This window comes from Euryhalocaulis sp. (assembly GCF_013911995.1).
In the GTDB taxonomy this organism is placed as follows: Bacteria; Pseudomonadota; Alphaproteobacteria; order Caulobacterales; family Maricaulaceae; genus Euryhalocaulis; species Euryhalocaulis caribicus.
In genome coordinates this window covers 17,487-29,260 of record NZ_JACESD010000038.1, presented here as the reverse complement: position 1 = coordinate 29,260, position 11,774 = coordinate 17,487, and the positions used below count along the sequence as shown (strand labels likewise).

Sequence of the window (11,774 nt, the reverse complement as noted above, 5' to 3'; positions counted from 1 at the left end):
ATTGCGCAGGCCGCGCGTCTGCGGGCCATAGCCGGCGCCGCCGAACAGCACCTGGACGTCCAGCTTCAGGAAGCGGCCATAGGTGCGGAAGCTCTCGGCGATCTGGTTGGCCAGTTCGCGCGTCGGCGACAGGATCAGCGCCCGCGCCGTGCGCGGTTTCGCGCGCTGGCCCTGATAGAGCTGGTTGAGGATCGGCAGGGCGAAGGCCGCCGTCTTGCCGGTGCCGGTCTGCGCCACGCCCAGAAGGTCGCGGCCTTTCAGAAGCTGCGGAATGGCCTGGGCCTGGATCGGGGTGGGCTTGTCGTAATTCTCGGCGGCGAGCGCTTTCAGGATGGGCTCAGCCAGGCCGAGATCGGTAAATTTGGTCATGAAGTAATCTTTTTCTTTTCGCATGCGGCGAAACATCCGTCGCGCAGACATGCGCGCACGGGTCAGGCCGCGGGGGTTAAGGAACGCCCCGCGTGATTTGGGCAATTCAAGGAGGTTGATGGGCCCGGCGAGCCGACGCTTGATTAAAAAGGTCGCTCACGCAGCCGGGCGTGTAGGCCGCTCTTTTTATGCGGCAGTGCAGCAAATGGGGCGCGCCGCGCCCAAAGTCAAGCGGAATGCGCGGCGTCTAGACGCCGGTGGAGCCAAATCCCCCGCCGCCGCGCTGCGTCTCGGGCAGGGCCTCGGCCACCATCCAGTCGATCTGGGTGACGGGCGCGACCACCATCTGGGCGATGCGCATGCCGCGCTCCACCGTGAACCGCTCGGCGGCGTGATTGATCAGGATGACCTTCACCTCGCCGCGATAATCCGCGTCGATCGTGCCGGGCGTGTTGAGGCAGGTGACGCCGTTCTTGATGGCGAGGCCGGAGCGCGGGCGCACCTGCGCCTCGAACCCCGGGGGCAGCGCGATGGCCAGCCCCGTGGGGATCAGGGCGCGGCCGCCCGGCGGAATATCCACCGGGTCGCCGTCAGGCACGGCCGCGCGCAGATCCATCCCCGCCGATTCGGCGGTTTCATAGGCAGGCAACGGAAGGTCGCCGAAATGGTCGAGTTTGCGGACCGAGACCAGCGGCCGTTCGTCGCCCATGAAGCCTCTAGCCCTCGGTCTGGGCGTTATACGCCGCGATGCGGGCGTCGGCGGTCGCGCGTTCGGCGTCCGTCAGCTCGCCCAGCAGGACTTCATAGCCATAGACGCCGTCTTCCAGGACCAGCTTGGAAACGCCGGTCTTTTCCTCGCCGTCATAGGTCTCGACATAGAGCGGATAGCCGCTTTTCGGGGCCTTGTAGTCATCCGGCGCGGGCACGATGGAATTGCGCTCGCACAGGATGCCTTCGGTCTCAAACCCTTCGGCGGTGTCCAGCTTCAGGCCGTCATGGTCGCGCGTCATGGACAGGACCGACAGGTCCGGCGCGGCATAGACATTGGATTTCTCGGCGCCGGCTTCCTTGCCGACAATGGCGCAACTCATCTCCACCAGCTCGGCCTCGGCGGCCGGGGCGGTGCTCATCGGCGCCGCCGCGTCATCCTGCGCAAGGGCGGGCATGGCGGTAAAGCTCAGGCTGGCGGCGGCTGCCGCGGTCAGAAAATGTTTCATCGTTTCACGTTCCCATCGAGTGTTTCCGCGATGCGCGCCGCCAGACGGGCGGCCACTTCGCGCTTGGTCAGGCGCGGCCAGCGGTCTGTCCCATCCCCGCTCACCAGCGCAATCTCGTTGTCGTCGCCGCCCATCGCATCCCCGGACACGTCATTGGCGACGATCCAGTCCGCGCCCTTTTTATCAAGCTTGGCGCGGGCATTCTGTTCCACGTCGCAGGTCTCTGCGGCAAAGCCGATGACCAGCGCCGGGCGGGGATCGGATCCCGCTACGCCTAGCAGGATGTCCGGATTCTCCGCAAGGGCAAGCGAAGGCGGCGCGCCGCCCGTCTTTTTCTGCTTCTTCTCTGCGGCGGTTTCAGGGCGCCAGTCGGCCACCGCCGCCACGCTGACGAAGACATCGGCGGGCAGCGCGTCATGCACGGCGCGCTCCATCTCCCGCGCGGTCTCGACATCGACCCGGCGCACGCCCGCCGGGGCGGGAAGCGCGGTCGGGCCGGAGACCAGCGCCACCTCGGCGCCCAGCGCGGCCAGCGCGGAGGCGATGGCGTATCCCTGCTTGCCGGAGGAGCGATTGGCGAGATACCGCACCGGGTCCACCGGCTCATGCGTCGGCCCCGCGGTCACCACCGCTTTTCTACCCGCTAAAGGGCGCGCGCCGCCCTCCAGCAGCGACAGGATTTCATCGGCGATGGCGTCCGGCTCGGCCATGCGGCCCGGCCCGAATTCGCCGCAGGCCATGTCGCCCTCGTCCGGGCCGATAAAGCGCACGCCGTCGGATTTGAGGGTCTCCAGATTGCGCCGGACCGCCGGATGCTCCCACATGCGCACATTCATCGCCGGCGCCATCAGCACCGGCTTGTCGGTCGCCAGAAGCGTTGTCGAGGCCAGATCATTGGCCAGGCCATTGGCGCACTTGCCCATCAGGTCGGCCGTGGCCGGGGCGACGACGACCAGATCGGCGCTGCGCGACAGCTCGATATGGCCCATCTCCGCCTCGTCCGTCAGGTCGAAGAGATCGCCATAGACGGTGTCGCCGGTCAGGGCGGAGACCGAGAGCGGGGTGACGAATTCCGCGCCCGCCGCGGTCAGGATGGCGCGCGCCTTCACGCCCCGCTCCGCAAGCCGCCGGATCAGAAACAGGCTCTTATAGGCCGCGATGCCGCCGCCGATGATCAGCAGGATGCGCTTGCTCTCGCTCATAGAGGCTCCTGATTAGCAGGGCGCGGCAGGGCTTGGAAGCACAGTCAGGCGTCAGGCCAGCCACAGCGCCAGCGCGCCGGCGATGCTGGCCGCGGCGATCAGCCATATGGCGAGCGTCGCGGTGGAGCGCGCCTGCCCGATCTCCCGCGACAGCTCGTGCACGGTCGGCCCGTCCAGAGCCACGCCGCCGTCCTTCCAGTGCGCCGCGGCGTCGGCCAGGTCTTCGATCGCCTGCGGCATGCGGCGCAGGGCGGAGCGCAGGCGGCGGAGATCATCCAGCGCGTCCAGCGCGACGCCCTCCGGCCCCAGCTCGGCGCGCAGGAAGCGCTCGACGATGGGGCGTGAGGCGGCCCACATATCCAGCGACGGATCCAGCCGCCGGGCCACGCCTTCCGCCTGCACCATGGTTTTCTGCAAGAGGACCAGTTCGGGCCGCAGGCGCATATTGAACAGGTCCGTGATCTCCAGCAGTTGCAGGAGCACCCGGCTCATCGAGACCTCTTCGGCCTTGCGGCCATAGATCGGCTCGCCCACCGCGCGCAGGGCGGCGGCGAAATCGGCGTGATCGTAATCGTCCTCGACATAGCCGGCGTCGAAATGGGCGCGGGCGGCGCGATCGTAATCGCGCTCCAGAAAGCCATAGATGATCTCGGCCAGGTAGCGCCGCTCGGCGCGGCCCAACCGGCCCATGATGCCGAAATCCACCGCGATCAGCCGGCCGTCATGATCGGCGAACAGATTGCCCTCATGCATGTCCGCGTGGAACACGCCGAACTCCAGCGCGCTGCCGAGGAAGGTCTGGATGACGGTTTCCGCGAGCGCCCGCTGATCGATCCCGGACGCTTCTATCGCCGCCATGTCGCTGAGCTTGATGCCGTCCACCCAGTTGGTGGTCAGCACCCGCTTGCCGCAGCGCCGCCAGTCCGGCGAGGGCACGCCGAAATTGTCCAGCCCCGGCGCAAGGTCGGCGAGGTTCGAGGCGGCGGCGGCCTCCAGACGCAAATCCATCTCCAGTTGCAGGGAGCGGGCCAGCGTGTCGACCAGATCCAGCGGGCGGAAGCGGCGCGTGTCCGGCAGGAAGCGATGGGTCAGGCGGGCGGCCAGCTTCATCGCCTCGATGTCGCGCACCACGCGTTGTTCGATGCCCGGGCGCAGGACTTTCACGGCCACGGACTCGCCCTCCGTCGTCACGGCCGGATGCACCTGGGCGACCGAAGCGGCGGCGACGGACTGTCCCAGTTCAGCGAAAAGCGATTCCAGCGGCGCGCCGAACTCCGCCTCAATGGACTCGACAGCCTTGGCGTGCGGGAAAGGCGGAACGCTGTCCTTCAGCCGGGCGAGGCCGCGCGCGAAGCGCGGGTCGAGGATATCGGCGCGGGTGGAGAGGAACTGGCCGAGCTTCACATAGGAAGGCCCCAGCGCCTCCAGCGCCTGCGCGAAACGCTCGCCGGGATTGTCGGCGCGCTCCGGCTTGGCGAACAGACGCGTGAATTTGGAGAACAGGCGGGCGAAAAGCGGCAGGCGCTGATGATATTCGCGCGGCAGCAGCGCATCGCGCCGGGCGAGCACGAATGCGGCGCGCGAAAGCCGCCAGGCCGACCCCAGACGGCTCATCTAGATGGCCCAGCCGATATGCAGGGCCGCGACGCCGCCGGCAAAGTTCGTATACGAAACATTCCGGAACCCGGCTTGCCGGATTTCGCCGGCGAAGGTCTCCTGATCCGGGAAACGGCGGATGCTTTCGACGAAATAGCGATAGGGCGCGTCATCGCCGGCCACCAGCTTGCCCATCGCAGGGATCATGTGATCGGAATAGAGATCATAAAAACGCTGGAAGGCGTCGAAGGTCGGCCGTGACATTTCCAGGCACAGGAACCGGCCGCCGGGTTTAAGCACGCGCCGCATCTCCGCCAGCGCGGCCGGGCGGTCGGTCATGTTGCGAATGCCAAAGCCCGCCATCACGCAATGGGCGCTGCGGTCCGCAAAGGGAAGCTTTTCCGCATCGCCCTGCGCCCAGTCGACCTTTCCCGCGTCCTTGCGCGTCAATCCGGCCTGCAGCATGGCGGCATTGATATCGACGACAACGGCGCGGCCCGGATCGCCGCCACGGCGGCCGCGCGCCTTTTCCGCCATGCGGACCCAACGCAGGGCCAGGTCGCCCGTGCCGCCGGCGATGTCATAGAGCATTTCGCCGGGCTGCGGATTGGCGCGCGCCACGACGATGTCCTTCCAGACGCGGTGCGCGCCGCCGGACATGACATCGTTCATCGCGTCATAGCGGTCGGCCACGCGATCGAACACGCCGCGCACGAGGGAGGATTTCTCCCCCCGCGGCACGTCGCGTTCACCAAAAGGAACCGTGTCTTGAGCGCGCTCTGTCATGACGGGCGGCACCTTAGACGAGGCCTCCGCCACGCGCTATGCGTCGGCGCCGCGCAGCGGCGGCGGGCTTCAGTCCGCCTTGCCGCGGGACAGGATGGGGCAGACGACGCCGGTGCCGCCAATGCCGCAATAACCGTCCGGATTCTTTTCCAGATATTGCTGATGATAATCCTCGGCGAAGAAGAAATCGGGGGCCGGAGCGATTTCCGTGGTGATGCGGCCTTCGCCCTTGGCGTCCAGCGCGTCCTGATACATGGCGCGGCTATACTCCGCCGCTTCGGCCTGCGCCGCGCCGTGCGTGTAGATGGCGGAGCGGTATTGCGTGCCGATATCATTGCCCTGACGCATGCCCTGCGTCGGGTCGTGCGCCTCCCAGAAGGCGCGCAGCAAATCCTCATAGGCGACGATGGACGGATCATAGACCACGCGCACCGCCTCCGTATGGCCGGTGCGCCCGGAGCACACTTCCTGATAGGTCGGGTTGGGTGTCACGCCGCCCTGATAACCCACGGCCGTGATCCATACGCCTTCCATCTGCCAGAAAATGCGCTCCGCGCCCCAGAAACATCCCAGACCGAAATCGGCGATCTCCAGATGCTCCGGATAAGGCCCCTTCAAAGGGTTGCCGGTGATGGCGTGATGGTCAGCCGTGCGGATCGGCTCGTCCCGGCCGGGCAGAACGCGGCGCGGGTCTGGCGAGGCGGTTTTTTCGGAGTTGCCGAACAGCATGGGCGCGACTTTCGCAGATCAGTCAATGAAACCAGTTTTGATCACATAAACCCGTTATTGCGAAATGAAAGTGCGCCGCTGCTCACAATTGCGTGTCAGTGGTGAAAAATCTTGCGCTCTCGCCGCACCCGTCCGGCCATGGCGATCAGGGTCGCGCCCATGACCATGCTGAGCGCCCAGACCCAGAACTGGTCCAGCGGGCGGACGCCGAAGCGGTGAATGTCCGAAATTGTTAGAAAGTCCGGCGCTGCCGCACGCGTGGAATGGGCGATGTCCGAGCCGAAAAGAATGATCGCGCCAAGGATCAGAAAAAGCCCGGCCCAGCGGACAAGACGGCGGGGCCCCGATACGCGCTTCGACATTTAGCGTCCCTCGCTACTGGCAATGGCGGCGGGCCGTTCCGGATGAGAAAACCATAACCCGTCCTGCAAAAAAATTTAAGACACGCGGCAAACAGTGCGCGTAGGCGCTTGTCGCAGCCAATCATGACATGATAAGGGCGGCGCCTTCGCGATATGCAAAGCGCGGGTGAGGTGGCCGAGTGGTCGAAGGCGCACGCCTGGAACGCGTGTAGGCGGTGCTCCCGTCTCGTGGGTTCGAATCCCACCCTCACCGCCACTTTGCAGCTTTTGTCTCCAAGTAGAGACATTGCGGCAGAAAACCGCATCTGCGCCACACGTTATGTCAAACCATCATAGGTTCATCACTGGCAAAGCGTAACAGCACTTCGATACACAAGGTGCCAGCCTCCGCAGCTTTTTTGGCGCGTTCCATAAGGTAATAGTCAAACGCCATCATCGGTGTGGTTCTTGTACCTCGCGCCGCTATCATTTCGGCGGCTTGTACGCTGCGGAGCAATTCCGAAATATCCAGCAAATGAGCAAACCCACCGGTCGCGCGCATGAATTCTTGGATGAACTCAATGCCGTAGGCTTCGTGATCGTCCACAAGTTTCAGATCAGGAATTAGGACGATAGCGTGGGCAGGAAGTTCTCGCTCGACTGGCAGTGAATTCCCTTTGACGTTTGTCACCGAAACATCGGATTTAAGTGCCCTTATGGCCCCGCGTAATTGACCAAACCCTTTGCCAATGTGGGCAGAAACGTCACGCTTTAGCTTAACCCTGTCTGGCAGTCGCGCGCGCGTCAAAACCGAAAGCGTCTTTGATTCAATTAACACCGCACCGAACTCGTGGCTCAAAAGTATGTCGGTTAACTCCCGCGTTCCGTTACCCTTCGGAATTTGTGGACTATGATGAACCCCGGAAGGCATAAGGTTGTCGGTCAACCAAACGGCCAGTTGCTCTTGGTAATTGCCTTCGTCGCGATCGAATAGGTCTATTAAGCTGGAGGAAGCGCCTGCTGTGATGAAGTTATTTCGTAAAGCTTTCCAGTCCGACCGCCCGCCGATCTCTATTACTAACCAAACGTCATCATTTTCAACGTGATGGTTTAGGCAATCAATTAAGGGGAGCGCCGTGGCTTCTAAGGCCGTATAGTCCACCTGCCCTAGTGCCGCGCTGTCAGCCCAAACAGGTAAGCGGCCCAAATTCTCAGGCACGGGCAAATCATTCCAACCGACATTCACGGCAATTTCGTTGAATAGGAACGCCACCAAGGGTCCGCCGCGCGCCAAGCCCCGAATGCCATTCAATTCTTCTTCTCGTTCCACGACCGACCAAAGAATGCCACCTTCGTCACCGTCGTCGTACACCTTAAGTGCGCAAAGCAGGCGATTCTCACACATAGTGAAGGCGAGCTGCATCCGCGCGCCAAGCACGATGTATTTTAATAATATTGTGCTGCCTTTGATAAGAAGAGTCGGCTCAAATTCATCTTGGCCTCGTGCGTGTTCGAACCGAATTAGCTCAGGAACGGCTAAAAATTCAGAACGGTTGTGTGACGATAGCATGTGCATCGGTCCATCATGTCCACTCGATCAAAGAGTGAACAGAAAAAAACACTTGTCCCGTTCGAGATTGCCACGGCAGACTCGTTAGAGAGGCTATGTAGTTCTTTGTTTCGTTGCTTCCCGCCTGCCACTTTGCGTCCGCCCTTCGAGTGCCGAACCTAGTCTTTTCCGACCCTCACATCCCGCCAGACCATGCGGTGGTCCGAACTTTCGATCGGGTAGCCGGGGCCGACGAGGCCGTAATGCGGGTGACCGGGGGCGGGCCAGACGACGCCGGTGCGGACGGTTTCCAGGCAGGCGCGTGAGGGGATCACGTAGTCGAGGCGCAGATTGCCGACGCCGGATTCGGCATCGTCCCCGAAATCGGCGGTTTGCTGCGACGGCGGCCCGGATTTGCCGATATTGGCGCCGCCCTGCCGCACCGCCGCCGCGGCCCCGCCCTGGCTTTCCGGCGCATCCCGGTTAGCGGTTTCAGGCTGGTCCAGCAGACGGTTGATCGCCCGGCGGGCCAGATCATCGCCGTCATGCGGGTCGGCGTTGAGATCGCCAAGGATCACGAAACAGGCGCCCGGCGCCAGACCGCCTTCGGCGCCTGTTTCGTCATAGATGTAATCACCCGTCCCGCCGACATAGTCCGACCAGAAACGGATTTCGTCGTGATTGCGCTTGCCGTTGCGGTCTTCCGGCCCATCGAAGCTGGGCGGGGTCGGGTGGCTGGCGAGGATATGAACGCTCTTGCCGCCGATGAGGACGGGAACATCCCAGTGGCTTTTCGAGGACAGGCGGAAATCGGCCAGCGCGGCCGCGTCATACCAGTCCGCGGGCAGCAGCGCGCCGGGCATATCCTTCCACAGGAATGTCTGGAACGTGCGCGCCGCGCTTTCGGCCAGCGGATATTTCGAGAGCAGCACCATGGCGTACTGGCCGGGAAATTCGCCATAGCCGAACGCGTCGCCGCCATAGGCGCGGGAGCCGGGCTGCGGGCTGACCGCGCCGTCGCGGTCCAGGTCATGGCCGGAAGGCAGGCCGGTATTGGAGGGAGCCAGGAAAATATAGGGATAGTCGATCACCGGGGCGCCATTCTGGCTGACGCCCAGATAGTCGCGCCGGAAGAGCGCGATGGCCTCCCCCGCCGCGTCATAGTCGAACTCATTGAGGAGAAGGACGTCCGGCGCTGCGCGCTGGATGATCTCGGCGACCTTGCGGGCCTGCGCGTCGCCGCTTTTGAGATCTGCAATCAGATCGCCTTCGGCCGGACGATTGAGATAGGCGTTGAAGGTGGCGATGCGCACCGCCCCCTGCGCCCGGGCCGGGAAAATATCCGGTTGGGTCCCGGCGGCGGTCATACAGGCGGACAGAGGCGAAACCAGCATCAGAGCCGCAAAACCAAGCCAGTGGAAACCACGCATCGGGACCGCCTTCCAGTCATCGCACAAGGCCACCTTTAGGGACGGTCTGAAACAGTTTTGTAAAGCCGCGCTGCGGCGCGTCCAGACGGCATGCCAGCCGGTTTCGATCCCGCCGCCATCGACACCGTTCCAAGCCATTGGCCGGCGTGATAATTTTCCGCGAGGCGGCCTTCATTCCCGGCGCGCCTCACAGATGGGAGGACAGGCGATGGACAGCGCGCAGACGGAGTCGCCGCAGGATCAAGCCTTGCGGCGTTATCACGAAAGGCGTGAAGCCTTTGACCGCGACGGCTATGTCATCTTCGAAAATATCCTTTCCGAAGAGGAGACGGCGGCGATCCGCGCGGCGCTGGCGCCGTGGATGAACCGCACCGGGCGCAATGATTTCGAGGGGCTGAGCACCAATCGCGTCTATGCCCTTCTGGCCAAGTCCCCCGTGTTCGCTGATCTGGCGGCGCATCCGCTCGCCATGGCTTTTGTGGAGGGGGAGCTGGGGACCAGTTGCCTGTTATCGGCCTGTCTGGCGATCAATCTCCATCCCGGCGAGAGCGTGCAGCCCTGGCATCACGACGACAGCCATATCGACATGCCGCGTCCCCGAAAGGCCTGCGGGGTCAGCGCCTTCTGGGCGATTGACGCCATGACCGAAACCAATGGCGCGACGGAAATCCTGCCCGGCAGCCATCTGTGGCCGGAAGACGAGATCCCCGGCGCCGTGGCGGCGGAGCACTTCGCCGATCGCAACAGGCGGGACGCGGGGGACGATCCGGGGGCGCGGCCCGACGCCATGAAAGTCGTGATGCCGGCCGGGTCCCTGATGCTGGCCAAGGGCACGCTGTGGCATCGCGGCGGGGCCAATCGGTCTGACGCGCCGCGCCTTATCATCACGCCGCAATATTGCGCCGGCTGGGCGCGCCCGCTGGAGAATATGTCGCTGGCCGTGCCGCCCGCCATCGCCCGCGGGCTGCCCGCGCGCGCCCGCGAGCTATTGGGCTATTCCATCCATGAACCCTTCATGGGTTATGTCGATGGCGCGCATCCGCGGCGGGTTCTTGAAAATTGAGGCCGGGCTGAGTCCGCCCTGCAGAGGGCGGGAACGCAAGCTGAGGCCTGCGGGTTGCTGTGTCTGAAAATTCCTTTGAGATCAGCAAGGACGACGCCTCCATGAGCAAGCCCATCGTGACGATCAATCCGGCCACCGAAGAGACGCTGGATCGCTATCCCCTTATGAGCGACGCGGAGGCGGGCGACGCGGTTAGCCAGTGCCATGAGGCGTTCCGGAGCTGGCGCCTGGAACCCGCGGCGGAGCGCGCGAAAATCATCAAGGCGATCGGCAAGGCGCTGCGCGACAACAAGGAAGAGCTGGCCGAACTGATGACGAAAGAAGTCGGCAAGCTGAAATCCCATAGCGTGCAGGAAATCGAGCTATGCGCCGGGATCTGTGACTGGACGGCGGAGAACGGCCCCGGCTTCCTGGAGGATGAAGAGCGCGAAGTCGAGAACGGAACGCGCGGCATCATCACCTATTCGCCCATCGGCGTGATCTACGGCATCCAGCCGTGGAATTTCCCGGCCTATCAGGTGATCCGCTATTCCATCGCCAATCTGATGGCGGGCAATGGCGTATTGCTGAAGCACGCGGCGAACTGCACAGGCTCCGGCAAGATGCTGGAGCGAATCTATCGCGAGGCGGGTTTGCCGGAAAACCTGTTCACGGTGCTGACCATCGATCACGATCAGTCCGACAGGATCATCGAGAATGACCTGGTGCGCGGCGTCACCCTGACCGGCAGCCCCGTCGCGGGGAAAATTATCGGTGAAAAAGCCGGCGCCAAGCTGAAGAAAACCGTGCTGGAGCTGGGTTCCAACGACGCCTATGTGGTGCTGGAGGACGCCGATCTGGAGCAGGCGGTGAAGATGTGCGTGATGGGCCGGGTCTATAATAATGGCGAGACCTGCGTGGCCGCGAAACGCTTCATCGTCGTCGACGCTCTTTATGACGCGTTCAAGGACGCCTTTGTCGAAGCGATGAAGGCGGTCAAGACCGGCGACCCGTTCGATGAGGAATCCGGGCTTGGCCCCATGGCGCGAGAGGATCTGCGGTCCGATCTGCATGAACAGGTGGAGGAGAGCGTCAAGAAAGGCGCAAAAATTCTCTGTGGCGGGGAAATACCGGACGGCAAGGGCTATTATTACCCGGCCACGGTGCTGGGCGATGTCGAGCCCGGCCAGCCCGCCTATGACGACGAGCTGTTCGGCCCCGTCGCTTCGCTGATCCACGCCAAGGATCAGGACGACGCCATGCGCATCGCCAATGACAGCCGCTTCGGCCTTGGCGGCGCAATATTTTCGAAAGACGTGAAAAAGGCCACCGAACTGGCGTCGAAACATTTCGACACCGGCATGGTGTTCATAAACGGCTTTGGTCTGGCCACGCCCAACATGCCTTTCGGCGGGGTGAAGGATTCTGGCTATAGCCGCGAACATGGCGGCTTCGGCATCCGTGAATTCGTGAACGCCAAAGCGATTGTGGTGGTCAGCGAATAGGTCGCGGG

The 11,774-nt window shown here is 63.6% G+C and carries 12 protein-coding genes and 1 tRNA gene; 3 read left to right on the top strand and 10 right to left on the bottom strand.

Annotation, left to right across the window (positions count from 1 at the left end):
- From H2040_RS10545 to H2040_RS10510, 8 genes are all read right to left on the bottom strand, one after another.
- On the bottom strand, positions 1 to 369 hold a 369-nt coding region (locus tag H2040_RS10545), incomplete at its 3' end, for a DEAD/DEAH box helicase (RefSeq protein WP_287157293.1).
- A gap of 247 nt (positions 370 to 616) precedes the next feature.
- Entirely contained in the window at positions 617 to 1,078 is a 462-nt protein-coding gene (gene dut, locus H2040_RS10540) for a dUTP diphosphatase (RefSeq protein WP_287157292.1), read from the bottom strand.
- Positions 1,079 to 1,085: 7 nt separating this feature from the next.
- Entirely contained in the window at positions 1,086 to 1,586 is a 501-nt protein-coding gene (locus H2040_RS10535) for a hypothetical protein (protein ID WP_287157290.1), read from the bottom strand.
- Positions 1,583 to 2,788 (bottom strand): bifunctional phosphopantothenoylcysteine decarboxylase/phosphopantothenate--cysteine ligase CoaBC, encoded by a 1,206-nt coding sequence (coaBC, locus tag H2040_RS10530; RefSeq protein WP_287157288.1) that lies wholly within the window; start codon positions 2,786 to 2,788, stop codon positions 1,583 to 1,585. Before coaBC ends, H2040_RS10535 begins: the two co-directional genes overlap by 4 nt.
- A 51-nt stretch (positions 2,789 to 2,839) precedes the next feature.
- Complete coding sequence (gene ubiB, locus H2040_RS10525) at positions 2,840 to 4,402, bottom strand: 2-polyprenylphenol 6-hydroxylase (RefSeq protein ID WP_287157286.1); 1,563 nt, start codon at positions 4,400 to 4,402, stop codon at positions 2,840 to 2,842.
- Positions 4,403 to 5,170 (bottom strand): class I SAM-dependent methyltransferase, encoded by a 768-nt coding sequence (locus H2040_RS10520; protein ID WP_022696672.1) that lies wholly within the window; start codon positions 5,168 to 5,170, stop codon positions 4,403 to 4,405.
- A gap of 69 nt (positions 5,171 to 5,239) precedes the next feature.
- Positions 5,240 to 5,899 carry a peptide-methionine (S)-S-oxide reductase MsrA gene (gene msrA / locus H2040_RS10515; RefSeq protein ID WP_287157285.1) on the bottom strand — a complete coding sequence of 220 codons (660 nt, stop codon included), beginning with the start codon at positions 5,897 to 5,899 and terminating at the stop codon, positions 5,240 to 5,242.
- A 95-nt stretch (positions 5,900 to 5,994) separates the two neighbouring features.
- The gene (locus tag H2040_RS10510; RefSeq protein ID WP_287157284.1) at positions 5,995 to 6,261 is read right to left on the bottom strand and encodes a hypothetical protein; all 267 of its coding nucleotides are present in this window, start codon (positions 6,259 to 6,261) and stop codon (positions 5,995 to 5,997) included.
- Positions 6,262 to 6,426: 165 nt separating this feature from the next.
- On the opposite strand from H2040_RS10510, the gene H2040_RS10505 reads away from it, so the two are divergent.
- Positions 6,427 to 6,517, top strand: a tRNA-Ser gene (locus H2040_RS10505).
- 66 nt (positions 6,518 to 6,583) lie between these two features.
- On the opposite strand, the gene H2040_RS10500 is transcribed toward H2040_RS10505, so the two are convergent.
- Positions 6,584 to 7,810, bottom strand: coding sequence for a hypothetical protein (locus H2040_RS10500; RefSeq protein WP_287157283.1), 1,227 nt, complete (start codon positions 7,808 to 7,810; stop codon positions 6,584 to 6,586).
- 158 nt (positions 7,811 to 7,968) lie between these two features.
- Positions 7,969 to 9,357, bottom strand: a complete 1,389-nt coding sequence (locus H2040_RS10495; protein WP_287157281.1) for an endonuclease/exonuclease/phosphatase family protein — start codon at positions 9,355 to 9,357, stop codon at positions 7,969 to 7,971.
- A gap of 70 nt (positions 9,358 to 9,427) precedes the next feature.
- On the opposite strand from H2040_RS10495, the gene H2040_RS10490 reads away from it, so the two are divergent.
- Together H2040_RS10490 and H2040_RS10485 are read left to right on the top strand one after the other, a co-directional pair.
- On the top strand, positions 9,428 to 10,282 hold the full coding sequence (locus tag H2040_RS10490) for a phytanoyl-CoA dioxygenase family protein (RefSeq protein ID WP_287157279.1): 855 nt from the start codon (positions 9,428 to 9,430) through the stop codon (positions 10,280 to 10,282).
- Positions 10,283 to 10,383: 101 nt separating this feature from the next.
- Positions 10,384 to 11,766 carry an NAD-dependent succinate-semialdehyde dehydrogenase gene (locus H2040_RS10485; protein WP_287157278.1) on the top strand — a complete coding sequence of 461 codons (1,383 nt, stop codon included), beginning with the start codon at positions 10,384 to 10,386 and terminating at the stop codon, positions 11,764 to 11,766.
- The last annotated feature ends 8 nt before the right edge of the window (positions 11,767 to 11,774 follow it).

Excerpts from the sequence above, each read along its gene's own strand:
- dut (WP_287157292.1), bottom strand. The coding sequence starts at position 1,078 with ATGGGCGACGAACGGCCGCTGGTCTCGGTCCGCAAACTCGACCATTTC.
- H2040_RS10535 (WP_287157290.1), bottom strand. The coding sequence starts at position 1,586 with ATGAAACATTTTCTGACCGCGGCAGCCGCCGCCAGCCTGAGCTTTACC.
- coaBC (WP_287157288.1), bottom strand. The coding sequence starts at position 2,788 with ATGAGCGAGAGCAAGCGCATCCTGCTGATCATCGGCGGCGGCATCGCG.
- ubiB (WP_287157286.1), bottom strand. The coding sequence starts at position 4,402 with ATGAGCCGTCTGGGGTCGGCCTGGCGGCTTTCGCGCGCCGCATTCGTG.
- H2040_RS10520 (WP_022696672.1), bottom strand. The coding sequence starts at position 5,170 with ATGACAGAGCGCGCTCAAGACACGGTTCCTTTTGGTGAACGCGACGTG.
- msrA (WP_287157285.1), bottom strand. The coding sequence starts at position 5,899 with ATGCTGTTCGGCAACTCCGAAAAAACCGCCTCGCCAGACCCGCGCCGC.
- H2040_RS10510 (WP_287157284.1), bottom strand. The coding sequence starts at position 6,261 with ATGTCGAAGCGCGTATCGGGGCCCCGCCGTCTTGTCCGCTGGGCCGGG.
- H2040_RS10500 (WP_287157283.1), bottom strand. The coding sequence starts at position 7,810 with ATGCTATCGTCACACAACCGTTCTGAATTTTTAGCCGTTCCTGAGCTA.
- H2040_RS10495 (WP_287157281.1), bottom strand. The coding sequence starts at position 9,357 with ATGGCTTGGAACGGTGTCGATGGCGGCGGGATCGAAACCGGCTGGCAT.
- H2040_RS10490 (WP_287157279.1), top strand. The coding sequence starts at position 9,428 with ATGGACAGCGCGCAGACGGAGTCGCCGCAGGATCAAGCCTTGCGGCGT.
- H2040_RS10485 (WP_287157278.1), top strand. The coding sequence starts at position 10,384 with ATGAGCAAGCCCATCGTGACGATCAATCCGGCCACCGAAGAGACGCTG.